Origin of the sequence: Anaerococcus degeneri (genome assembly GCF_017874475.1) — a bacterium.
Lineage (GTDB): Bacteria > Bacillota > Clostridia > Tissierellales > Peptoniphilaceae > Anaerococcus > Anaerococcus degeneri.
In genome coordinates this window covers 217,192-242,093 of record NZ_JAGGLO010000001.1, presented here as the reverse complement: position 1 = coordinate 242,093, position 24,902 = coordinate 217,192, and the positions used below count along the sequence as shown (strand labels likewise).

The following is a 24,902-nucleotide window of genomic DNA, read 5'->3' as shown; positions in this document are numbered from 1 at the left end:
AAAAGAATGAATATTAAAACTATTTCAGGCGACGAATTATTAAAACTTGACCCTTCCTATAAAATTATCGATGTTAGAACAGAAGAAGAATACAAAAATGGCCACATCAAAAATGCCACAAATATTCCACTTGATAAAATTTTGGAAAATGACTTTGACCTTGATAAGGATGAAAAACTTGTAATCCACTGCAGAACCAATGGCAGATCTGGTATGGCTATTGAAAAACTAGCTGAACTTGGCTATAAAAACTTAACTATGGCACCAGGTGTTGACCTATATAACTATGATTTAGTTAAATGAAAAATCCCTCAACCGAGGGATTTTTTTATAATTTCTTAACTTTTTTTGCTTGTGGGCCTCTTGGAGCTTCCATTTTTTCAAATTCTACATTATCTCCAGTATCTAGCTTCTTAAATTCTTCTTCAGAAATTATATCTGAAAAATGGACGAAGAGGTCTTCTCCGCCCCATTTTATAAAACCAAAACCTTTTTTATTATCAAAAAATTTTACTACACCTATACTCATTTTGCCGCCTTTCTTGCTGAAAATAAGACTCTCAAAGTTTCCTCATTTACATCATCAAGTGTGTCCTCATCGTAAATCCTTATATCAGTAAAACCAACTTTTTCAAGCAAAGTTTTTACATAATTAATTGAGTAAATTCTTTCTTGTTGGTATTCCTCAATTCTCCTATAGGATCCATCAGGATTTTCTACAAAGAAGTTTAAATTCATATCGATTAAGTCCTCTTCTAGGTAATTATCCCAAGTATAGAAAATATCCTCATATTCATAAACATAGCATTCTGACCCGAAGATTTCTCGCATTTTCATCTCTGAATTTATATCAAAAACCAAAAGTGAATTGTCCTTAAGATTATCAAAGGAATTTCTAAATAATTTCTCAAGGTCAGCAGGATTTGTGACATAGTTTACACTATCTAGGAGGATTACTATTAGGTCGTAAAAATCTTTTTTCTCGTATTCCACCATGTCGTAGTAGATGAGGTTCACCTTGTCATTGTCGTATTTTTCTGCAAAACAATTTAGCATATCTGTTGAAATATCAAGGGCGTCTATCCTCTCGAAGTCGTCAAAAAAACATTGGGTGAGCATGCCTGACCCACAAGCGAGCTCAAGCATATTCTCATTTCCAATTTTATAATCTTTTGCTAAATCCTTGATGTTTTGGGCGTAGCCCTCGTAATCTATATCAAAACTTAGTTTGTCATAGATATAGGAAAACTCACCGTACATTACTTATCCTTAATTTCTTCAAGACTAGCCTTTGTTTTTTCTAAAAGATCCTTATAGTCTGCTAGTTTTTCTTTTTCTTTATTTACTACAGCCTCTGGAGCCTTGTCTGTAAAGCCCTTGTTTGATAGCTTGCCTTCTGCCCTTTTGATTTCTGATTCAATTTTCTTAATCTCGCCTTTTAGACGTTCTCTTTCCTTTTCATAGTCCATCAATTCATCTAAGGACATATATACAGAAAATTCGTTAAAGACAAGTTTTACAAGACCATCATCAGAAATATTCGCTTGGTCTTTATTTAAAACTTCTACTTCGCTTGCACTAGCAAGGTTGATAAATTGGGCCTTAATTTGCTCAAGTAGGTCCTTATTCTTGTCGTTTTCCGCAACAATTGTTAGTTTTTGCTTAGTCTTTGCAGGTACATTTAAGCTTGCCCTTTGGTTTCTGATTGCAGTTATCGCCTTGATTACAGAGTTTACATTTTTCTCTTCTTCTACAAAATTAAATTCTTCCTTGATTTGTGGCCAATCTTCTACGATTAGCATGTCCTTTTTATTTGGTAGGGAAGAATAAATTTCTTCTGTTATAAATGGCATAAATGGATGAAGGAGGATAAGCATTGATTTTAGTACGTAAAGAAGAACTTTCTTTACATTAGCTTTTGCTTCTTCATCATCACCATAAAGTCTAATCTTGGCAAATTCTATATACCAGTCGCAGTATTCGTTCCAAATAAAGTCCTCAATCCTATCTGCTGCAAGGCCGATTTCGTATTTATCAAGGTTTTTGGATACGTCTTCTATAACTTGGTTAAGCCTTTTTAGAATCCATTCGTCTTCTAGGGTGAGGTTTTTTCCGTCAAATTCTAAATCATCAGATTCATCTATATTCATAAGGACAAATCTTGATGCATTCCACAACTTATTTGCAAAATTTCTTGATGCAAGTAGCCTATCCTCGTCATATCTCATGTCGTTTCCTGGAGAGTTGCCTGTAATTAGGGTAAATCTAAGGGCATCTGCACCGTATTTGTCAACTACATCTATTGGGTCAACACCATTACCAAGTGATTTACTCATTTTTCTACCTTGGCTATCTCTGATTAGACCTGTAAATAAAACGTGGGAGAATGGAACTTTTCCAGTTGTATAAAGAGATGCAAAGACCATCCTTATTACCCAGAAAAAGATTATATCATAGCCAGTTATCAGAATGTCTGTCGGGAAGAAATAATCAAATTCTTCGTTTTCTTCTGGCCAACCTAGGGTTGCAAAAGGCCAAAGAGCTGATGAGAACCAGGTATCGAGAGTGTCCTCTTCTTGGGTAACTTTTTTACCTTCAAGCATTCCGTTTTCATCTGGTTCGTCTTCTGAGACTATGATTTCCCCGTCTTCTGTATAGAAAACTGGTAATCTATGGCCCCACCAAAGCTGGCGGGAAATTGTCCAATCTCTGATATTTTCAAGCCAATTCATGTAGGTTTTTGAAAGATTATCTGGAATCAATTTTAATTCGCCAGAATTATAGGCATCTATACACATTTTGGCAAATTCATCCATCTTTACAAACCATTGCTTAGAAATTAATGGCTCAATTACAACGTCAGTTCTCTCAGAATAACCGACTGCGTGGTCGATTTCTTCGATTTTTACAAGTAGGCCCTCTTTTTCAAGATCATCTAGCATGGCTTTTCTGGCTTCATACCTATCCATACCTGAATATCTGCCATAGCCATCAACAATATGGGCCTTTGTGTCAAGAACAACACATTGGCCGAGGTCGTGGCGGGCTCCAACTTCAAAGTCGTTAGGGTCGTGGGATGGGGTTATTTTTACACAACCTGTACCATATTCCATGTCTACATAAGAATCTGCAATTATTGGAATTTTCCTACCTACAAGTGGAAGGATTAAATTTTTGCCTATCTTATCTTTAAATCTTTCGTCTTCTGGGTTTACTGCCACAGCCAAATCGCCTAGCATAGTTTCTGGACGAGTTGTAGCAATAGTTATAAAATCATCAGAATCTTCATAATTATATTTAATATACCAAAGCTTGCCTTTTTGGTCCTTGTGGTAAACTTCTGCATCTGAAATAGCTGTTTCTGCCATTGGATCCCAGTTTACAATCCTATTGCCCCTGTAAATCAAACCATCATCGTACATTTTTTTGAAAACTCTTTTGACAGCACGGGTTAAGTTTTCATCCATTGTAAAAGAATCGTGATCCCAATCGCAAGAAACGCCGATTGTCCTTAGTTGTCTTTTGATTGTGCCGCCGTATTCGTGGGTCCAATCCCATGCTTCTTTAAGGAAACCATCCCTGCCAAGATCTGCCTTGGTTTTTCCCTCAGCAGCAATCTTACCAACTACCTTTGCCTCTGTAGAAATAGAAGCGTGGTCTGTGCCTGGTATCCAAAGGGCTTCAAAACCAGCTAGTCTTTTATACCTAATAATTATATCTTGCAAGGTATTATTTAGGGCGTGGCCCAAATGGAGTTGGCCTGTAACGTTTGGCGGTGGCATAACAATTGTAAATGGTTTTTTGTCAGGATTCACTCCTGCCTTGAAATAGCCGCCTTCTTCCCATTCTTTGTAGATTTTTTTCTCAAAATCCTGTGGACTATACTTTGTATCCATATTTTCTCCTCTCAATTAAAAAAATGGCAACGCATTCTAGGACGAATTATCGCGTTACCACCTAAATTTCTTATAAAAAGACTCTCTTTTGCATTTATGCATGCTACATTAACATATATGAAAGCAACCTTCACCTAATTACTCCAAAGATTTTCACCAACCATCTTCTCTCTAAAGGACTTCCTAAGCTAATCCTCTTTCATTGTTAGTATTAAACTGTTGAGATTATTATATTAATAAATCCCCAAAAGTCAATAAACTTAGTGATTGTTAATTTAATTTCAATCTCTTACATGATATTGATTTCCTTTTCCTAATAAATATGAAAAACATTGGTAAAAAGCTTTTGAATATCGTATATTTCACTATTAATTAAGGATATTTATAAATTTTTGATGAAAATATTTTCATTATTTCAATTTTTTTGGTATAATAGGTATAGAGTCTTGGTGTAGGAGAAATTATGAAATTAATAGTATATATAATCTCAGATGGTAGCTCTATTGGCCTAATAGATATAGTAAAGGAAACTATGAGCCACTTTAATCAACCCTATGAAATAAAGATTTTTGATAGGATTATTAATGGAGAAAACTTAACTAAGCTACTAACATCAATTACAGATTCAAATTCTTCGATAATTTACCACTCATTTAGAGATTCTAAAATGAAGGCCTATGTCAAAAACTACCTAGCTAGTAGAAACCTTAGGGAAATTGGTCTAATAGATTTTTCTGTAAAGGAAATGAATAAATTTTTGGAAAATCTTCCACAAAATAAGAAAGACAAAAATTCCCTAAACCCAGTCCACCAAAGGAGACTAGCAGCTCTTGATTTTGCCATTGATTATGATGATGGACAAGATTTTAGGGGGCTTGCTTTTTGTGACATAGCAATAATTGGAGTTTCAAGATCTTCTAAGACTCCCCTATCCATGTATCTTGCGAGCAAGGGATATAAGGTAAGCAATATTCCAATCCTTGTTGACTCAAAAGTGCCTCAGGAATTATTTGAAATTGATCCAAATAAAATCTTTGGCCTTACAATCGATAAGGATGTTCTAAAAAAAATAAGGGAAGAAAGACTTAAGTCTTTGGGCTTATCTGTAGATTCGCTTTATTCATCAAAGGAAAGAATAGGCAGGGAAATCGATTATGCGCTTGAGCTTATGAATGACTTGGGCTGCACAATCATAGATGTGACTTACAGGTCTATAGAAGAAACTTCAGAAATTATCACAAGCAAATTAAATAAAATATAGAAAGGGAAAAAATTATGAGCACAAAATACGTTTACAATTTCGATGAAGGTAACAAGACAATGAGAGACCTTCTAGGCGGCAAAGGTGCAAACCTAGCAGAAATGACAAATATGGGAATCAACGTACCATATGGTTTTTCTGTGACAACTGAGGCATGTATAAGATATTACAAAGAAGATAAAAAACTTTGGGATGCCTTAAATGAAGAAATCACAAACCACATCAAAGACCTTGAAAAACATAATGGCAAGACTTTTGGTAACAACGAAGACCCACTTCTAGTATCAGTTAGATCAGGCGCTCCTATTTCAATGCCTGGTATGATGGATACAATCTTAAACCTTGGTCTTAACGATATAGCTGTTAAAGGCCTTGAAAATAAGACAAATAACAAAAGATTTGCCTATGATTCTTACAGAAGATTTATCCAAATGTTTGCTGACGTTGCTATGGGACTTGATAAAAATAAATTCGAAGAAGTCCTAACTGCTAAGAAAGAAGAAAAAGGCGTTTCAACAGACCACGACCTTGTAGCAGAAGACTTTGTTGACGTTGTTGAAAAATACAAGGTAGTTTACAAAGAACTTGCTGGAGAAGAATTCCCACAAGATCCTAGAAAACAACTTGACCTTGCTATTTCGGCAGTATTTTCTTCATGGAACAACCCAAGAGCTATCCTTTATAGAAAGTTAAACGATATTGATGATAAAATGGGTACAGCTGTAAACGTTCAAACCATGGTATTTGGTAACATGGGCGAAACAAGTGGTACTGGTGTTGCTTTCTCAAGAAACCCAGCTACTGGTGAAAACGTACTTTATGGTGAATACCTAATGAACGCTCAAGGTGAAGACGTAGTAGCAGGTGTTCGTACACCAGAACCAATCAGCCACCTTCACGAATTAATGCCTGAAGTTTATGATGAATTTTATAATACAGCACAAACTCTTGAAAAACACTACAAAGACATGCAAGATATGGAATTTACTATCCAAGAGGGCAAGCTTTACCTACTTCAAACTAGAAATGGTAAGAGAACTGCCCAAGCAGCTGTCCAAGTAGCAGTAGATATGGTAGAAGAAGGATTAGTTGACGAAAAAGAAGCCCTATTAAGAGTTAACCCACAAGACCTTGACGGACTTCTCCACCCAACCTTCACCCAAGAAGCTGTTAAAAAAGCCCAAGCTTTAACAAAGGGTCTTGCAGCATCTCCAGGAGCAGCTGTAGGTAAGATTGCTTTCTCAGCACCTGAAGCAGCTAGAAGAGCAAAAGACGGTGAAACAGTTATACTTGTTCGTGAAGAAACAAGCCCAGAAGACCTTGAAGGTATGGTATCAGCAGTTGGTATTCTTACTGCAAGAGGCGGTATGACTTCCCACGCAGCAGTAGTTGCAAGAGGTATGGGTAAATGCTGTGTATCTGGTGCCCAAGATATCCACGTTAACGAACTTGAACACACCCTAAGAGTAGGCGACATTGTCCTAACTAGCGAAGATACAATCTCAATTGACGGTTCAACCGGTGAAATCTTTGCAGGTGCCCTTGCTACTCAACCACCACAAATGCACGGTGCCTTTGGTAAATTCATGGAATGGGTTGATGAGTATAGGGATATGAAAGTTAGAACAAACGCTGATACACCAAGAGACGCTAAACAAGCTCTAGAATTCGGTGCTGAAGGTATTGGTCTATGTAGGACAGAGCACATGTTCTTTGCAGATGACAGGATTTTCCAAGTTAGAAAGATGATCCTTGCTGCTGACGTTGAAACAAGACAAGCTGCCCTTGATAAGATTCTTCCAATGCAAGAAGAAGACTTCTATCAAATTTATAAATTAATGGAAGAAAGACCAGTAACTGTAAGACTTCTTGACCCACCACTTCACGAATTCCTACCAAAGGGAGAAAAAGAAATAGCTGACCTTGCCCTAGAATTAAAAATCCAACCAGCAAGGGTTCACGAAAGAATTTCAGAACTTCAAGAAGTAAACCCAATGCTTGGTTTCAGAGGTCTAAGACTAGGCGTTATCTATCCAGAAATCTCTAGAATGCAAGCAAGAGCAATCATGCAAGCAGCTATTAGACTAAATAATGAAGGCGTAAAAGTAGTTCCAGAAATCATGATTCCACTATCATCAGATGTTCACGAACTTGCCTATGTAAAAGATATAGTTGTAAAAGAAATCGAAAAAGTCTTTGAAGAACAAGGCATGGAAATCAAATACCTACTTGGTACCATGATTGAAATTCCAAGAGCTGCTATCACTGCCGATGAAATCGCACAAATCACAGACTTCTTCAGCTTTGGTACAAACGACTTAACACAAATGACCTTCGGTCTATCAAGAGATGACGCAGGTAAATTCCTACCAGCCTACATCGAAAAAGACATCCTAGAAAAGGATCCATTCCAAGTTCTAGACCAAAAAGGTGTTGGTTTCTTAGTAGAAACAGCTGTTGAAAAAGGTAGAAAATCTAATCCTGCCCTCCACTTAGGTATCTGTGGTGAGCACGGTGGTGAACCAAACACTGTTAAATACCTATACAACGTAGGACTTGACTATGTATCTTGTTCACCATTCAGAATTCCAATAGCTAAACTTGCAGCAGCCCAAGCAGCAATTGAGAAAAATAAATAAGATAAAAAACCATTCTCCGACTAGAAAATCCTAGTCGGAGATTTTTTTCGTCAAAAATTTGCAATTTTTATATATTTGGGATAAAATCTTCAAATAATCTAAAAGGAGATTTTATGGAAAAAATCAAAAGCATTAAGGGCATAAACGGTGCCCAATTAAAATATATAGCCTTCGCTTCAATGTTTATAGACCATTTCAACAAGGCAATCATAACCCCATTTCTAACAGGAACTGGCCCTATGGTCATTATTACAACTATTTTTGACATCTTGGGAAGGATCGCCTTTCCTATCTTTGCCTTTATGATTGTAGAAGGATTTTTCAAAACAAAATCACAATGGAAATATTTAAGAAATTTACTTATTTTTGCGGTAATTTCAGAAATTCCCTACGATATGTTCCAGTCGGCTGAATTTGTAAATACCTGGTCACAAAATATTCTCTGGGGCCTTGCCCTTGGACTATTTACTATCATGGTCATAGATAAACTAAAAGAAAAAATCAAACAAAGACCCCTATGGATCTTTGTTTCTATCTTGATAGTGGCCCTTTCAAGCCTCGGCTCAATGCTCATCTCGTCTGACTATGAGTACTATGCCATCATAATAATTTATCTATATTATCTTTTCTATGACAAAAGACTTGTGGCATCGGGACTCGGTTATCTTGTAATAATCAAGGAAATCTATGCCATCCTCGGCTTTGCGACCGTTCTTCTATATAATGGTGAAAAAGGCAAGCAAAATAAAATATTTAACTACTTCTTTTATCCAGTTCATCTACTAATTTTCGGAATAATAAGAATGATCTTTAAAATCTAAAAGACAGCTTAACTTATTTAAGCTGCCTTTTAATTTTGCAATTTTTTTCTATGAGATTTTATTAATGAAATAGAATTTATAAGAATTGAAAGGGCCACACATATCCAAAGGGCCTTAGATATGGTTGGCATGGTATCCATAAGGCCTGACCAATCCTCTCTTACAACCCTTCCTGCCCCATCGGCATAAAAAGCACAGACAGTTAGACTTGTGAAGGATAAGGATAAAAACCTAAAAATATTTGCTCGTTTTTTAAAATTCATTATATTTAAAAGAGCTGTGATTATCGCACACGTTCCAAAAATTAACCACATTAGTAAGCTTCCTTCTTTATATATTTCTTAATTATAATACCAAAATAGATAGACATGAAAATAGCGATAAGACCTGCTATTATCCTCTTAGTAGCACCCATTTCTGTCACAAAAATCGCATAGGCAAAGAGGGTTAGAATCGCAATTGTATATACAAAAAATACCATGCCCCTAGTTGCGAATTTTATAGTAGTTGAGTTTTCTCTATCAAAAGATTTTTTTAAAACAAATAAGAAAAATCTCATATAAACTATTGTTAGTAGTAAATAAAGTGTTTTCCTAAAATTACCATAACATTTCCTTTCCTACTTATATAATATATTTTTTTGTCATTCTAGCTAAAAGTATTTTAAAGAAAAACAATAGATTTGACCACTATTATTTCTCATCGTTTATGCTTATTTCTAATACTAGGGCCGATAAGTCTTTATTATTTTTAAATTGTGACCTAAAATCTGGATTTTCTATGCCTATAAATGAAAATTCATTTGTATCTGTAAGGAAGGCTGCAAATACAGGATAAGGTCCATTTTCATTAATGATGCCACCTTCTGTCCATTCCCAAACCTTTGCTTCCTTATTTTCAAAAATTTGATTTTCAAAGTCAAATTTTGTGACTTGGGAAATTTTCTTATCTGAGATCACATAGACATTAACCTGGTTTGAAGAAAGTTCAAAACCTAATTTTTCTCCTTCTTCCAAATTTGGTAGGGTAATATCAAAAATCTTTTCTTCTTTTCCCTCATCAAAACTTGTGAGTTTCAGTTTAAAATTTGAGTCTTTGCCGTCCTTAATGGAATAAACTCCAGTTCCAAAATCGACAATATTACCACCATCATATTTATCCATAAGATCAAGGTCAAAATCTTCTTTTATAAGCCCCACTTCTCCAGGCTTTTGGCTTTCGATTTTGCATGCTCCTAGGATTATTATGAGCAAAATGCTTAATAATATATTTTTCTTTTTCATTTCTTCCTCCTTAGATAATCGAAATTATATCAAGATTTAAAAATCACTTTGCTTCCTTATCCAAAATAAGTTCAAAGGCAAAAATCTTAAGGTCCTTATCTTCTTCAGTCATTTTTTTAAGGTCTTCTTTAGTGATATTTTTTATATCAATATCCTTATCATCTTTGGACATGCCGACAAAAAGGATAGTTGACTCCTTATCCTTAATATCTCCTTGATCTAGCCAATAGGTCTTCTTAAATACGTCTTTATCTATAGAATAATCAGCCCTAAAGCTTGACGCATCCTTTACTTCCTCGCCATCTATCCTAAAGAATGTATAAGAATTTTCATTAAAACCTAGACCTATTAAAGCATTTGACTTTGTGGCGTTCACTGGTCCTCTAGAAATCTCAAAGATTTCCCCGTCTTTTATTGAAAATAACTGCTCCTCTAGATTTTTTGTATCAAGTCCTTCTAGAGAATAAGTATAATAGGCAAGGTCTAATTTCTTTTCTTCGCCAAAATATTCTACCGCATCCACATCAGTCTTAGCCTGGCTTATTTTTACACCCTCTTCTAGATTAGCTTCCTTATTGCAGCCTGTAATAGCAAGGGCTAAGGCACATATTAATAAAAACTTTTTCATCTTATCCTCCTTTATCTTGTTACTTATATAATACCCAAAATTAAAAAAAAAAAGGATTTCCTAAATAATTCAAAAAAAGCGGCCGAAACCGCTTATGTTTTGATAATAGATTCTATAATGTTATTACTCACTATCCTCAAGTCTTAATTCTAAGAGCATACCTGAGTATTCCTTATTATTTTTTATCCATTCTCTAATTTCATCTTCATGAAAAATTGGGGTTATCAAAGAATTAGCTTCATTAGAAAAACTTGCAAATACTGGATATCGCTCTCCGTCTTTGATTACACCACCATTATCCCACTGCCAGCCATTTGACATCTTGTGAGTAAGTTTTTTATCTTTAAATTCATATTTGGTAAGTAGAGAAGTTTTATTATCTGATAGATCGTATATATATATTTTGCTAGAATTTACCGCTATACCAAGCTTGTCCTTATCTTCTATTTTAGGAAGCTCAATATCAAAAGCTTCTGAAATTTCCCCATTTTCATAAGTTGAAAGAGTCAGGCGAAGATCATCAGGCCTTATTCCCTTGAAGGAATAAACTCCTGCACCATAATCTAAATTATCTCCACCATCAAAGGTTTCAAGCACATTAAGCTCATAGTCTTCTTTTGTAAGCATAACATCTTCTGCATTTTTTACATCTACTTTGCAAGACGCTAAGCTTAGTATTAAAAATAGACTTAATAATACATTTCTCTTTATCATTTTTTCTCCTAAATATGAAAATTACTTTTCTTTTTTATCTAGTATAAGTTCATAGGCTAAAATCTTAAGGTCCTTATCTTCCTCAGTCATTTTTCTAAGGTCTTCTTTTGTGATGTTTTTAATATCGATATCCTTATCATCTTTTGACATGCCAACAAAGAGGATAGCTGACTCCTTATCCTTGATATCAGCTTGGTCTAGCCAATAAGTCTTGTTAAAATAGTCCTTGTCCATAGCGGAATCTGACTTATAACTTGTATAATAATATACTTTATCTCCTTTTATCCTAAAGTCGATATAGGAATCTTCATTAAAACCAATACCAATTAAAGAATTTTCTTTGACATCAAGTAAAGGTCCATCTACAAAGTTAGAAACTTCCCCGTCTTTTATAGTAAATAAGTTCATTTCTAGATTTTCTGTATCAAGTCCTTTTAGGGAATATGTGTTATAGGCAAGGTCTAATTTCTTTTCTTCGCCAAAATATTCTACCGCATCCACATCAGTCTTAGCCTGGCTTATTTTTACACCCTCTTCTAGATTAGCTTCCTTATTGCAGCCTGTAATAGCAAGGGCTAAGGCACATATTAATAAAAACTTTTTCATCTTATCCTCCTTTATCTTGTTACTTATATAATACCCAAAATCTTTTTAAAAAAAGGATTTCACAAAAATATTAAAAAAGCGGCCGGAGCCGCTTGTAAACTTTTATAGAATTATTAATAAGAAGATAAGCAAAAGTACCATCAATACCTTGGCACCCAAGGGCAAAATTTTAACTTCTTTTTCCCAATCTGTGCTCTTATACATTTTTTGCTCGTCTATATATGAACTCGTAAAGGACAAAGATTTTATATAATAGGTTAAATTTTCCTTAATTTTGATGATTTTATCTTTCAACTTCAATCCTTTTTGTATTTTCTAGAATAAATTTATAATATTATCATTTTCGTCAACGTCTATATCAAGAGCATTTGGATGTTTTGGAAGGCCTGGCATAGTTAAGACCTTATTGAGATAGGCAACTATGAACCTTGATCCTGTCTTAATTTTGATGTCAGAAACTGTGATTTCAAAGCCTTCTGGTCTGCCCTTGATTTTGCCGTCATCTGTTAGAGATGCTGGAGTTTTTGCCATACAAACTGGGAAATTTCTATAACCAAGTTCGTCGATTTTATCAAGGACCGCCCTTGCCTCATCTGTAAAATTAACCTTGGCTGCTCCGTAGATTTCATTGGCGATTGTGTTGATTTTCTCTTCTGTAGATAGGTCATCTTTGTAAAGAAGTTTTACTTCTTCACTATTATTTTCAACTATTTTCACAAGTTTATTGGCAAGGTCAATAGCTCCGTCACCGCCTTTTGCCCATACTTGGGTTAGGGAAAATTCAACGTCAAAGTCCTTTGCCCAGTCTTCCATGAATTTAATTTCAGCATCTGTATCTGTCACAAATTGATTTAGGGCAACTATTACAGGAAGATTGTATTTTCTCATATTTTCGACGTGCTTTTCAAGGTTTTTAACCCCTTCTTTTAGGGCTTCAAGATTTTCTTCAGTTAAGTTTGCTTCTTCCACTCCACCATGAAGTTTAAGGGCCTTGATGGTTGCAACTACAACAGCTGCCTTTGGACGTAGGCCGGAAACTCTACATTTGATGTCTAAAAACTTCTCTGCACCAAGATCTGCCCCAAAACCTGCTTCTGTGATTACATAATCAGAATATTTAAGGGCTGTTTTTGTTGCAATAACAGAGTTACAGCCGTGGGCAATATTGGCAAATGGACCGCCATGGATGATTGCTGGATTGTTTTCCAAAGATTGGACTAGGTTTGGATTCATGGCATCTTTAAGGATGGCCACAACAACACCTTCAACTCCCAAATCTTTTGCAAAAATAGGTTTGTCATCTTGGTTATAACCTACCATGATATCGCCAATCCTAGATCTTAGGTCTTCTAGGTCTTCTGCAAGGCATAAAATAGCCATGATTTCACTTGCAACTGTGATATCAAATGAAGAATCCCTCTCGTCCTTGCCATTGGCATTGATTTTTATCCTTCTAAGGGCTCTTTCATTCATATCCATTACATAGTTAAACATGACTTTTTTAAAGCCAAGTTCGTTGCCTTGGAAGATATGGTTATTAATTACTGCCATAATTGCATTGTGAGCTGATGTGATGGCGTGAAAGTCACCATTAAAATGTAGATTTATCTCATCCATTGGGACAACTTGGGCATAGCCACCACCTGTTGCCCCACCTTTTCTACCTAAAACTGGTCCAAAAGAAGGTTCCCTAAGGGCTACTGTAGATTTTTTGCCGATTTTATTTAGGCCATCAGATAGGCCTACGGTCACAGTCGATTTTCCTTCCCCAGATGAAGTTGGGTTTATAGATGTGACTAAAACTAGGTTTTCTGATAAGTTATCAAAATTTTCTCTTTTGATCTTTGCCTTGTAGTCCCCATATTTTATTAATTTATCGGCTGAAATGCCAATCTTTGCTGCAACGTCTTCTATTTTTTCTTTTTTAGCTTCCAAAGATATTTGATAATCAGTCTTCATTTTCCCTCACTTTAATGATAAATGTCCGATGTCTTTTCTGTAGAAAAGATTGTCGCACTTGATTTTTTCAATGTCCCTATAAGCGGCTTCTCTCGCTTGTTCTAGGCTATTTCCCTCTGCACACACGATTAAAACCCTGCCGCCGTTTGTAAGAATCCTTCCGTCACTTTCCTTTGTACCCATATGGAAAACTTTTGAATCAAGACCGTCAAGTCCTGTTATTTCAAAACCTTTTTGGTAGATTTCCGGATAGCCTTTTGAAGCAAGGACAACGCCTATATAGGCCCTATCCTTCCACTTAATTTCCATTTCCCTACCGTCAAGGACTGCCTCAGCCAAGTCGTAAAGGGAAGTTTCCATAGACATAAGGATAATTTCTGTCTCGGGATCTCCAAAACGGACGTTGTATTCTATGGTTTTTATCCCGTCCTTTGTTTTCATAAGGCCAGCAAACAAAATCCCCTTAAAAGGTCTGCCTTCCTTAATCATAGCCTTGGCTGTTGGTCTAACAACTTTTTCTAAGGCTTCTTCAATATCTGCGTCTGTGATATGCTTAATTGGCATATAAACGCCCATACCGCCAGTATTTAGGCCCTCATCATTATCAAAGGCTCTCTTGTGGTCTTGGACAACCTTCATTGGCATAACCTTATCGCCTGACACAAAAGCAAGGAGGGAAAATTCCTCGCCCTCGAGAAATTCTTCTATAACTACAGATGCACCTGCTTCCGCAAATTTTTGGTCCATCATTATCTCTTTTAGGGCTTCTCTTCCCTCGTCGAGATTTTGGGCAATGATTACTCCCTTACCTGCAGCAATGCCGTCAGCCTTGATTACAAGTTGAAAAGAAGATTTTTCAACATAGGTCAAGGCTTTTTCGTAATCTGTAAAAGTCTCGTAGGCTGCTGTTGGTATGCCATATTTTTTCATCAAATCTTTGGCAAAGGCCTTTGATCCTTCAAGAATGGCTGCGGATTTGTTTGGGCCAAAGACCCTGATATTTTCTTTTTCTAAAAGGTCTACGATTCCGTCAACCAGAAAGGCTTCTGGGCCTACAAAGACAAGGTCAATTTTATTTTCCTTGCAAAAACTTGGAAGGTCTGTGACATCGCAAGTGATGCAGGTTCCAAACTGGGCCACACCAGGATTTTCTCCCAGCATGAAAATTTCGTGGCCTTCCCTATATAATTTATCAGAAATGGCGTGCTCCCTGCCGCCATTTCCTACTACTAATACCCTTGCCATATTAATGTTTAAAGTGACGCATGCCGGTAAATACCATGGCTATGCCGTTTTCATTACAAGCTTCAATTGATTCGTCGTCACGAATTGATCCGCCTGGTTGGATGATGGCTTTAATATCGTGTTTGGCTGCCTCATCAACACTGTCCCTAAATGGGAAGAAGGCATCTGATGCAAGAACTGCCCCCTTTGCCTTATCGCCTGCTTGCTTAAAGGCAATTTCAGCTGCACCAACCCTGTTCATTTGACCAGCACCAACACCTACAGTTTGGCCGTTCTTGGCAAGTAAGATTGCATTTGATTTAACGTGTTTTACAATTTTGTAGGCAAATTCTAGGTCCTTTAGGTCTTCTTCGCTGACCTTTGTCTCAGTAACTGTTTCTAGTTTTTCAAAAACCTTGTCATCGTAGTCTTGAACTAGAATTCCGCCCCTTACAGATTTTATTAATTTTGGATTTTTATTAGTTTTCTTTGTAATCTTATAAATTCTGACGTTTTTCTTCTTTTCTAAGATTTCTAAAGCTTCATCTTCGTAATCATAGGCAAGAATTATCTCAAGGAAAATTTCGTGCATTTTTTCTGCAGTTTTCTTATCAACTGTGCCGTTAATTGCAACAATACCGCCAAAAATTGAAACTGGGTCTGCTTCAAAGGCACGGATCCAAGCATCATAAACAGTCTTTCCTGTGGCAACCCCGCAAGGATTCATGTGTTTTAGACCTACACAAACTGTTTCGTCAAATTCTTGTAAGATATCAAGGGCAGCTGAGGCATCTTGGATATTATTGTAAGACATTTTCTTGCCATGTAATTGGACGCAGTCTTGTAGTGCATAGGATACTTCTTCGTCTGAAACGTAGAAAGCTGCCTTTTGGTGAGGATTTTCTCCATACCTTAGTTCATCTTCAAGTCTAAAGCTAAGATTTAAAGTTTCCTCACTTCCATTTATTTTATTAAAATAAGATGCGATTAGGGAGTCGTATTGGGCAGTTTTGTTGAAAACTTTTCCTGCAAGTCTTTGTCTTGTTTCTAGGCTTGTTTCGCTCTTTTCTTCTAATTCTTTAATGATTGTGTCGTAGTCGTTCTTATCAGTGACTACAGTTACAAATTTATAATTTTTAGCAGCAGATCTTAGCATAGAAGGGCCACCGATGTCGATGTTTTCAATGATTTCATCATGGCTTACCCCTTCTTTTGCAAGGGTTTCTGCAAAAGGATAAAGGTTGACGCAAATTAGGTCAATATAGTGGATGTCATTGTCTTTAAGCTCTGCCACATGACTTTCATTGTCCCTTTTTGAAAGAAGACCGCCATGGACTTTTGGATGAAGGGTCTTGACCCTACCTTCTAAAATCTCTGGAAAACCTGTGTAGTCCTCAATAGAAATGCAATCTACTCCTGCTTCTCTTAGGTGGTTTAAAGTCCCACCTGTAGAAATTATTTCAAAACCATTTGCCACAAGGCCCTTGGCAAAATCTGCCACGCCTGCCTTATCACTGACACTTATTAAAGCTCTTTTCATTTTTCCCCCTTTAAGATTTCTCCTCCTGTCTTTATGTAAAGCCTATGCTCTACCTCATGAACCTGACTTTCTATCTCATCTAGGCTCTTTGTGTAATCAACCTTAAACTTATCTTGGGCAAGAATCTCCCCGCCGTCGATTTCTTCGTTTACATAATGGATTGTGACCCCAATATATTCCTCTCCCGCTTCATAGGCCCTTTTGATTGACTCTATGCCCTTGTATTTAGGAAGTAGAGAAGGGTGGATATTTATAACCTTGCCCTTAAATTTTTCTAGAAAATCTTTAGAAAGAATTCTCATATAGCCTGCTAGAAAGATATAGTCAAGGTCTTTGACTTTTTCTAGAATTTCTTTTTCGTAAGCTGCCTTATTTTCATAATCTTTTGGATTAAAGACAAAGGCCTTAATATTTTTATCTTCTGCTTTTTTTATAACCTTGGCCCCAGGCTTGTCACAAACCATAATATCAATATCTGCCAAATTTTTTATTTGTTCTGAACTTGCTAAAGCATCGAAATTTGTGCCTGTCCCTGAAGCAAATATTCCTATTTTTTTCATAGAAGGACGATTCCTTCCTGGTCTGTGACTTCTCCTAGGATGAAGGCGTCGTCGATTAGGTCAAGGACCTTTTCCTTATCGGCATCGTCTACAATTATTGCAAGACCAACGCCCATATTAAAGACTTGGTACATCTCGTCGTGGTCTATTTTTCCTTCTTGTTCTATAAATTTAAAAATTTCTGGAACTTGATAGGAATCCCTATAAATTTTCATGCCAAGACCTTTTTTGAGAGCCCTTGGGAGGTTTTCTATGAATCCACCACCTGTAATGTGGGAAATGCCTGCAACCTTCACATTATCAAGTAGGGTCTTTACTTCCTTGGCGTAGATTCTTGTAGGTCTCAAAAGAGCTTCGCCAATGGTTTCCCCATTAAATTCGTCATTTAAGCTTATATTTTCATCCTTTAGGACCTTTCTAATTAGTGAAAATCCATTTGAATGAAAACCTGTAGACGGAATACCAATCACAGCTTGGCCAGGCTTTGTGTTTTCTGGATTTATTAAATCTTCTTTTTCGGCAGCACCAACAGCAAAACCTGCTATATCGTACTCGCCTTCCTTATAAAAACCTGGCATTTCTGCGGTTTCCCCGCCTACAAGAGCTGCTCCCGCCTGTCTACAACCATCAGCAACACCCTTTACAATAGCTTCGATTTGGGCTGGGTCGTTTTTGCCACAAGCGATGTAGTCTAAAAAGAAAAGTGGAATTGCTCCTTGGGCAAGGATGTCATTAACACACATAGCCACAGCGTCGATACCGATTGTGTCGTGCTTATCCATGTCAAAAGCAAGTTTAAGCTTGGTTCCAACCCCATCTGTACCGCTTACAAGAACTGGATTTTTAAAACCATAGGCAGAAAGGTCAAAGGCTCCGCCAAAGCTACCAATCATGTCCATCATGCCCTTGTTTTTTGTGGATTCGACGTGTTTTTTTATTCTCTCAACTGATTCATAACCGGCATTTAGGCTAACACCTGCTGCCTTGTATTTCTCGCTCATTTACTCCCCTTTGCTAAAAAATCTTTTTGTATATCTGTAAGTTCTGCCTTAAATTCTTCTTCATAATTGCCAAGTCCTTCGACATAGTCACCTGTGAAAATATCAAGGGAAATTCCCTTATTTGGACTATCAAAGTCAAAGCCTACTGCTTCTTTAAGACCATCAACTGTTATAAATTCCAAACTATCTGCACCAATTAAGTCCCTAACCTCATCTTTGCTGAGGTTGGCAGCGATTAGTTCATTGGAAGTTTTCATATCAATTCCAGAAAATGATGGAAAAATAATCTCTGGTGAGCCTATCCTTAGGTGGACTTCGCTTGCTCCTGCCTTTTTAAGCATGGAAATGATTCTTTTGGAGGTAGTGCCCCTTACAATTGAATCGTCAAGAAGGATTACCCTCTTATTTCTAACAACATCACCAAGGGCTGATAATTTCATCTTAACCCCAATATCCCTAAGCTTTTGGGAAGGCTCGATAAAGGTCCTGCCTATGTATTGGTTTTTGATAAGACCCATCTCGTATGGAAGGCCGATTTCTTCAGCATAACCTGTTGCAAGGGATAGGGAAGAATTTGGTACACCGACTACTATGTCAGCTTCCACAGGAAATTCTCTCGCCAAAACCCTGCCTGTATTTTTCCTAACTGTGTGGACGTTTTTGCCCATGATAGTTGAGTCTGGCCTTGCAAAATAAATAAATTCCATGGATTCTATGGCTATATTTGAAGGCTCGCAGAAGCTTCCTATTTCGAAACCAGAATCGTCAATTTTTATAATTTCTCCAGCGGAAATATCTTTTAAAAAGTCTGCCCCTATTACATTTAGGGCACAAGACTCTGAAGCGATTGTGTAGGAATCACCGAGTTTTCCGAGAACTAGTGGCCTTGTAGCGTGCCTATCCACCGCACCGTATAAGGCATCTTGGGTTAAAAGCATTACAGAAAATGATCCATTTAGCTTAATTAAGGCCTCCTTAAATCTTTCCTCTATTGTTTCTTTCCTAGAGCGCCTAATTAGGTGCATGATTATTTCTGCATGGCTTGCTGAATGGAAAACTGCTCCTTCATCTTCTAGCTCAGCCCTAAGCCAACTAGCGTTGTTTAGATTACCATTCATGGCAATACCTAGGTGGCCGTCGTTAAATTTGTACAAAAGTGGTTCTATATTTTGAACGTTTGTGGAATTACCGCTTGAGTACCAAAGGGCACCCAAGGCGGCTGAACCATCAATTTTTTCTAGCTTTTCATTATCCTTAAATACATCTGCCAAAAGGCCAACATTTCTATAGCCCCTAAGCCTAGTTCTTTCTGTTGAGACAATACCTGCACCTTGTTGACCCCTGTGTTGGAGGGCGTGAAGGGCATAAAAGGCAACACTTGGAGCCTTTTCTGTATTCCAAATTCCAAACATCTTTACTCCTTAAAAAAATCTATCTGGTGAAATATTTCACACCATTTTTAAATATGTCTTGCCTATCCTTTAAAGTATTGGTTTTGTAAAGGGTCTTGTAGGACCTTTCTGAATGGCCCATCTTGCCTAAGATTAGACCATCTTCACTCACCATTCCCTCAATGGCTAGGGCTGATCCATTTGGATTGTATTTGCCGTTTAGGGTCGCATCCCCATCGGCGTCTACATATTGGAAGGCTGCAAGGTGCTTGAATTTTTCGATATTATTGCCAACGAGTCTTCCTTCTCCGTGACTAAATACAAGTTCATGGAGGTCACCAATTTCAAAACCTTGAGTCCATGGAGATTTTGTAGAAGCCACTCTTGTGATTGCTGTATCTGATATATGCCTAAAGCCAACATTCCTAAATAGGCTTAGGTCATCTTCGTTAAGGTCTTTTATCTTTCCATAAGGTAAGAGTCCTGATTTTATAAGGGCTTGGAAGCCGTTACAAATACCTAGGATTAACTTTTTATCAGAAAGATGGGCATGGATTGCTTCTTTTACCTTGGCGTTTTTAAGTATATTTACAATAAATTTCGCTGAACCATCTGGCTCATCTCCTGCTGAAAATCCACCAGGGAAGGCTATTATATGGGAAGCTTTAATTTCCTTAACGAAAGCATCGATTGATTTTTCAATGTCGTCTTCTTTTATATTTGTAAAGACAACTTGACTTACCTTTGCTCCCGCCTCTTCAAAGGCCTTTTGGGTGTCATATTCTGAGTTTGTACCAGGAAATACTGGAATTACTACCTTAACTTGGTCTATTTTTTCTTTGTAATAGACATTATGAGTTTTCTCTGCTACGAGATTTTCAACCTTTCCTTCGTTTTTGTTGTAGTAGGTTGGATAAATTTCTTCAAGAGTTGACATATAAGCTTTTTCAGCATCTTCAAGCTTAATTTCAATTCCATTTATAGAAATTTCTTCGCTTACCCTACCGATTTCTTTGAAGTCTAAATCACAATTAGCTTCTAGAACAATTGAACAAGGATTAAAATCAAGGGCCTTGTCATAGTCGATTGTAAATCCTAATTTATTTCCAAGGGCCATCTTGATTAAAGATGAACTTACTGATCCAAAGTCCTGGACATATGCTGATACAACTTTTTTATCCTTGATATAAGAATTTAATTTGTCAAAGTCAGCCATGGCCTTAGCTAGATTTGGATAGGCTTTTTCGTCTTTTTCTATTTCTATTATATATAATTTATTACCGACTTTTTTAAGGTCTGGTGTAATTACGTCAGCAATTTTTACAGGTGTACATGCAAAGGAAATCAAGGTTTCAACTACATTTAGGTCATTAAATGACCCTGACATGGAGTCCTTGCCTCCTATGGCAGGTCTTCCGATTTCTCTTTGGGCTATGATAGATCCAAGCATTGCCTGGCTTACCTTGCCCCATTTTTCTGGATCATCTAAAAGTTTTTCAAAATATTCTTGGAAGGAGAAGTATAAATCTTCCCTATTTCCTCCAACCGCATAAACTTTTGCCACAGATTCTAGAACTGCGTAGATGCTTGATAGGAATGGTGAATATTTTGATATTTTTGGTATAAAACCATAGGCCAAGATGGTTGCAGTATCTGGTGTGGAATAAAGTGTAGGAATGGCTGCAACAGAGGCTTGGACTGGGGTTATCCTTTCCTTACCTGCAAATGGCATCATCACAGTTTGGGCACCAACGGTTGAGTCAAACATTGAAACCATACCCTTTTGGTTGGTGACATTTAAATCTTTTAGCTCTTCAAGAATTGCTTCCTTTGTGACTTCCTTGGTGACAAATGGGTTTTCCCTTACATTATCAACCAAATCTGCCTTGGCGTGTTTACGAACACCTGCTGTTTCTAAAAATTCTGCGCTAAAGTCTACAATTTTTTCGTCTCCGTAGTACATTTCTAAGCGGTTTCTGTCAGTTATATTTGCAACGTGGACGTATTCGAGGTTTTCTTTTTCACACTCTTTTACAAAGGCCTCGTAGTCTTTTTTATCTATACCTACCGCCATTCTTTCTTGAGATTCGGAAATGGCTATTTCTGTTGGATTAAGGCCCTTATATTTGGTTTTGACCCTGTCAAGGAAGATTTCAATTCCTTCTGAAAGCTCGCCTATGGCAACAGATACACCACCAGCACCGAAGTCGTTTGATTTTTTGATAAGTCTTGTGACTTCTGGTTTTCTGAATAATCTTTGGATTTTTCTTTCTTCGACTGGGTTTCCCTTTTGGACTTGGCTTGATGCTGTAGTTAGGGATGAGTCATCGTGAACTACAGATGATCCTGATGCACCTTGGATACCGTCACGACCGGTCCTTCCGCCAATCATCACAACTATATCACCAGGAACAAGTTCTTCTCTCTTGTAATCTCCGTCTTTAACAGCTCCTACAACTGCTCCAACTTCCATAGTTTTTGCCACATAAGAAGGGTCGTAGATTTCTCTTACAAAGGTAGTTGCAAGGCCGATTTGGTTACCATAAGATGAGTTTCCTAAGGCTTTCCCCTTTGAAATTTCTACTTGTGGGAGCTTGTTGGCTAAGGTTTCTTCTCTTTTTTCTAGGATATTGCCCGCACCTGACACCCTCATGGCTTGGTAAACATAGGACCTACCTGAAAGTGGATCTCTAATGGCACCGCCTATACAGGTTGACGCGCCGCCAAATGGTTCGATTTCTGACGGGTGGTTGTGGGTTTCGTTTTTAAATTGAATGAGCCACCTTTCCTTCTTGCCCTTATTTTCAATTTCTGTAAAGAAGGAACAAGCGTTGATTTCTTCAGAAACTTCTATATTGGCATCTCCTAAGACCTTGGTGTGGTACTTGCCAAAAATTGAAGCCATATCCATAAGCCTAATTGGCTTGGTTATTCCAAGTTCTTCCCTCAATTTCAAATAATAATCAAAGGCGTCTTGCATTTCCTTTTGAAAAAGTTTTGAATTTATCTTTACTTCATCTAGGCTTGTCTCAAAGGTAGTGTGCCTACAGTGGTCAGACCAGAATACATCTAGAACGTAGATTTCAGTTTCACTTGGATCTCTCTCCTCTTTTTTGTAACGGTCTTGGATAAATTCCAAATCTTCTAAATCTAGGGCAAGAGAAAGATCCTTTATAAGTCCTTCTAACTCTTCTTTTCCATAGTCCCTAAAACCTGTCAAATCCTTTAAAGGCTTCATTTTAGAATCAATAGCAAAATCCATTTTAGAAAGATCTTTTTCACTTGACTCGATTGGGTTTATGAGGTATTTTTTAATTTCTCTTAAGTTTTCTTCTGAAACTTCCCCGTCCAATACAACAAGTTTTCCTGCTCTCACCAAAACATCTGCCTTATCGTCAATTAATCTTAAGGCCTGCATGGCTGAATCTGACCTTTGGTCGTATTGGGCTGGGAGGGTTTCGTAGGCTATGTATGTTTTGTCAGATAAATCAAGGTCTTCAAAAACCTCATCTGTCATAATTTCTGAAAATACTCTCTCTTTGGCCTTTTGGTATAGGTCTTCACTTATGTTGTAAAGGTCATAGATTACGTAAGTCTTGACATTTTTTAAATCAAGGTCAAAGTCCCTATTAAAAAGATTTTTTAAATTTTCACTTTCCCTATCATAGGCAGGTCTTTTTTGTACAAATATTCTCTTATTCAAAGTCATCCTCCAAATATACGCTTCCTAAAAAGTTCATGTGTCCGATTTTCCTGTTGTGGCGAGCTTCCTTTTCGTATAAGTGAAGGTAGCCTTGTTTCTTGGTGATTAGGTTGATAAAATATTCTTCGTTTTGACCTAGGATATTATAAAGAGTTGCTTCCCTATTTTCGATTTTTCCCACCTTAAGACCGCAAATACCTTCTATGTGGGCCCTAAATTGGGATTTTGTCGCAGATTCTTGGGTAATATGACCAGAATTATGAACTCTTGGGGCAATCTCATTGAAGATTACCTCTCCATTTGATATGAAATACTCAACTGTAAGGACTCCGTAATAGTCATTGTCGGCTAGGATTCTTTTTGTATAATCAATGGTCCTTTCTTCCTGGTCCTTGGTGATCCTTGCAGGAATATTTGACCTATAGAGAATATTGTTTCTATGTTCATTTTCCACCACACCTACAATTTCGATTCCCTCTATATCCTTAACAGCAACTACTGAAATTTCCTTATCAAGGTCGATTAATTCTTCAAGGATGGTATCTTTTTCAACTTCTTCATTTGAAGAAATGATTTTTTGGCCCTTGCCGTCATAGCCGAACCTGGTGGTCTTCATGACGAACTTGCCATTAATTTGGTACTCATCCTTATTAGAATCAAAATATTTTACAGTTGGAATACCGAGTGATTTGGCGTATTCCTTCTCCCTTAGCCTGTGCTGGCTAATTTCCAAAAGCCTTGAAGATTGAACGAAATTGTACTTATTTTCAAGCTTTTTATAGGACTCTATGTCTATATTTTCAAACTCGAAAGTCACTACATCGCTCATTTTACAAAGTTTTTCGATATTTTCGTATACATTAAAAGCACTATGGATAAAATAATCTGCAAATTTTCTTGCGCAGGCGTCTTCACCTGGATCTAGAATTGCTACTTTATAGCCCATTTCTTTTGCGCTCATAGCGAGCATTCGTCCAAGTTGGCCGCCACCGATTATACCGATAGTGCTTTTGGGTAATATAGTCTTGATCATATTTTCATATCTTCCTTTACTATATTTTCTAATTCAATTTTAAAATCCCTGTACTTTTCTGCTAATTTTTCATCACTTATAGCAAGAATCGAAAGGGCAGTAATAGCAGCGTTTTTTGCACCAGCCTCTCCTATAGCCATGGTTGCAACAGGCACACCATATGGCATTTGCACAATAGAAAGAAGCGAGTCAACACCGTTTAGGGTGGATGATTTAATTGGGACACCAATTACAGGTAGAGTAGTTGACGCAGCAACCATACCTGGCAAATGCGCAGCACCACCAGCCGCAGCAATAATAAGGCTGTAGCCGTTTTTCCTGGCATTTTTCGCAAAGTCAACCATTAACTCTGGTGTCCTATGCGCACTTACAACCCTCTTATCGTAGTCTATGCCAAACTTATCAAGTACAGCACAGCACTCTTTCATAGTCTTGTAGTCAGATTTTGAACCCATTATGACAGCTATTTTTGACATTTTAACTCCTTATCTTTACTTCTACAAAATTAGTATATCTATTTTATTATTTTTTTCAATGGTAAAGTGAAAATTAAATTTTTTTATAAGTCGGCTTGACAAATTATTCTTAGTAAATAAAATTTATTTGTAAGAAAGTCGTAAGTATTATATCATTATTGTAAATG

General features: G+C 37.0%; 22 protein-coding genes. 4 read left to right on the top strand and 18 right to left on the bottom strand.

All coding sequences use genetic code 11. The features are described from left to right. Window positions 1-6 precede the first annotated feature (6 nt). On the top strand, window positions 7-303 hold the full coding sequence (locus J2Z38_RS01125; protein WP_209771417.1) for a rhodanese-like domain-containing protein: 297 nt from the start codon (window positions 7-9) through the stop codon (window positions 301-303). A 25-nt stretch (window positions 304-328) separates the two neighbouring features. Here J2Z38_RS01125 and J2Z38_RS01120 read toward each other — a convergent pair whose 3' ends face one another. From J2Z38_RS01120 to J2Z38_RS01110, 3 genes are read right to left on the bottom strand one after another with little or no spacing between them, the layout of a single operon-like run. Next, window positions 329-529, bottom strand: coding sequence for a cold-shock protein (locus J2Z38_RS01120; protein WP_209771415.1), 201 nt, complete (start codon window positions 527-529; stop codon window positions 329-331). Then, the gene (locus J2Z38_RS01115) at window positions 526-1,260 is read right to left on the bottom strand and encodes a class I SAM-dependent DNA methyltransferase (RefSeq protein WP_209771413.1); all 735 of its coding nucleotides are present in this window, start codon (window positions 1,258-1,260) and stop codon (window positions 526-528) included. Before J2Z38_RS01115 ends, J2Z38_RS01120 begins: the two co-directional genes overlap by 4 nt. Beyond that, on the bottom strand, window positions 1,260-3,896 hold the full coding sequence (locus J2Z38_RS01110; protein ID WP_209771410.1) for a valine--tRNA ligase: 2,637 nt from the start codon (window positions 3,894-3,896) through the stop codon (window positions 1,260-1,262). The genes J2Z38_RS01115 and J2Z38_RS01110 overlap by 1 nt, the downstream gene beginning before the upstream one ends. A gap of 463 nt (window positions 3,897-4,359) precedes the next feature. Between J2Z38_RS01110 and J2Z38_RS01105 the strand changes: the two genes are divergently transcribed. The 3 genes from J2Z38_RS01105 to J2Z38_RS01095 all read left to right on the top strand — a co-directional run bounded on the left by J2Z38_RS01105 (window position 4,360) and on the right by J2Z38_RS01095 (window position 8,617). Further along, window positions 4,360-5,157 (top strand): pyruvate, water dikinase regulatory protein, encoded by a 798-nt coding sequence (locus J2Z38_RS01105; protein WP_209771407.1) that lies wholly within the window; start codon window positions 4,360-4,362, stop codon window positions 5,155-5,157. Between the two features lie 14 nt (window positions 5,158-5,171). Beyond that, on the top strand, window positions 5,172-7,796 hold the full coding sequence (gene ppdK, locus J2Z38_RS01100; protein ID WP_209771404.1) for a pyruvate, phosphate dikinase: 2,625 nt from the start codon (window positions 5,172-5,174) through the stop codon (window positions 7,794-7,796). A gap of 113 nt (window positions 7,797-7,909) precedes the next feature. Continuing rightward, on the top strand, window positions 7,910-8,617 hold the full coding sequence (locus tag J2Z38_RS01095; protein ID WP_209771402.1) for a TraX family protein: 708 nt from the start codon (window positions 7,910-7,912) through the stop codon (window positions 8,615-8,617). 29 nt (window positions 8,618-8,646) lie between these two features. On the opposite strand, the gene J2Z38_RS01090 is transcribed toward J2Z38_RS01095, so the two are convergent. The 15 genes from J2Z38_RS01090 to purE all read right to left on the bottom strand — a co-directional run bounded on the left by J2Z38_RS01090 (window position 8,647) and on the right by purE (window position 24,735). Beyond that, entirely contained in the window at window positions 8,647-8,931 is a 285-nt protein-coding gene (locus J2Z38_RS01090; RefSeq protein ID WP_209771400.1) for a hypothetical protein, read from the bottom strand. After that, window positions 8,931-9,176, bottom strand: coding sequence for a hypothetical protein (locus J2Z38_RS01085; protein WP_209771398.1), 246 nt, complete (start codon window positions 9,174-9,176; stop codon window positions 8,931-8,933). Before J2Z38_RS01085 ends, J2Z38_RS01090 begins: the two co-directional genes overlap by 1 nt. A gap of 133 nt (window positions 9,177-9,309) precedes the next feature. Continuing rightward, complete coding sequence (locus J2Z38_RS01080; RefSeq protein WP_209771396.1) at window positions 9,310-9,900, bottom strand: hypothetical protein; 591 nt, start codon at window positions 9,898-9,900, stop codon at window positions 9,310-9,312. 43 nt (window positions 9,901-9,943) lie between these two features. Beyond that, window positions 9,944-10,528 (bottom strand): hypothetical protein, encoded by a 585-nt coding sequence (locus J2Z38_RS01075; protein ID WP_209771394.1) that lies wholly within the window; start codon window positions 10,526-10,528, stop codon window positions 9,944-9,946. A 123-nt stretch (window positions 10,529-10,651) separates the two neighbouring features. After that, window positions 10,652-11,242: a hypothetical protein gene (locus J2Z38_RS01070; RefSeq protein WP_209771392.1), complete on the bottom strand. Its 591-nt coding sequence runs from the start codon at window positions 11,240-11,242 to the stop codon at window positions 10,652-10,654. Between the two features lie 21 nt (window positions 11,243-11,263). After that, a complete protein-coding gene (locus J2Z38_RS01065; protein ID WP_209771390.1) occupies window positions 11,264-11,848 on the bottom strand; it encodes a hypothetical protein in 585 nt (194 codons plus the stop codon). Between the two features lie 315 nt (window positions 11,849-12,163). Next, a complete protein-coding gene (locus J2Z38_RS01060) occupies window positions 12,164-13,807 on the bottom strand; it encodes a formate--tetrahydrofolate ligase (protein ID WP_209771387.1) in 1,644 nt (547 codons plus the stop codon). Between the two features lie 6 nt (window positions 13,808-13,813). Further along, entirely contained in the window at window positions 13,814-15,052 is a 1,239-nt protein-coding gene (purD, locus tag J2Z38_RS01055; protein ID WP_209771384.1) for a phosphoribosylamine--glycine ligase, read from the bottom strand. Window position 15,053: 1 nt separating this feature from the next. Next, complete coding sequence (gene purH, locus J2Z38_RS01050; protein ID WP_209771382.1) at window positions 15,054-16,571, bottom strand: bifunctional phosphoribosylaminoimidazolecarboxamide formyltransferase/IMP cyclohydrolase; 1,518 nt, start codon at window positions 16,569-16,571, stop codon at window positions 15,054-15,056. Further along, a complete protein-coding gene (purN, locus tag J2Z38_RS01045) occupies window positions 16,568-17,131 on the bottom strand; it encodes a phosphoribosylglycinamide formyltransferase (protein WP_209771380.1) in 564 nt (187 codons plus the stop codon). Before purN ends, purH begins: the two co-directional genes overlap by 4 nt. Then, window positions 17,128-18,132 (bottom strand): phosphoribosylformylglycinamidine cyclo-ligase, encoded by a 1,005-nt coding sequence (gene purM / locus J2Z38_RS01040; RefSeq protein WP_209771378.1) that lies wholly within the window; start codon window positions 18,130-18,132, stop codon window positions 17,128-17,130. Before purM ends, purN begins: the two co-directional genes overlap by 4 nt. Continuing rightward, on the bottom strand, window positions 18,129-19,544 hold the full coding sequence (gene purF / locus J2Z38_RS01035) for an amidophosphoribosyltransferase (RefSeq protein WP_209771376.1): 1,416 nt from the start codon (window positions 19,542-19,544) through the stop codon (window positions 18,129-18,131). Before purF ends, purM begins: the two co-directional genes overlap by 4 nt. Before the next feature lie 19 nt (window positions 19,545-19,563). Further along, window positions 19,564-23,232 (bottom strand): phosphoribosylformylglycinamidine synthase, encoded by a 3,669-nt coding sequence (locus J2Z38_RS01030; protein WP_209771374.1) that lies wholly within the window; start codon window positions 23,230-23,232, stop codon window positions 19,564-19,566. After that, a complete protein-coding gene (locus J2Z38_RS01025) occupies window positions 23,219-24,259 on the bottom strand; it encodes a 5-(carboxyamino)imidazole ribonucleotide synthase (RefSeq protein ID WP_209771372.1) in 1,041 nt (346 codons plus the stop codon). The genes J2Z38_RS01030 and J2Z38_RS01025 overlap by 14 nt, the downstream gene beginning before the upstream one ends. Next, the gene (gene purE, locus J2Z38_RS01020) at window positions 24,256-24,735 is read right to left on the bottom strand and encodes a 5-(carboxyamino)imidazole ribonucleotide mutase (protein ID WP_209771370.1); all 480 of its coding nucleotides are present in this window, start codon (window positions 24,733-24,735) and stop codon (window positions 24,256-24,258) included. The genes J2Z38_RS01025 and purE overlap by 4 nt, the downstream gene beginning before the upstream one ends. Window positions 24,736-24,902: the final 167 nt, after the last annotated feature.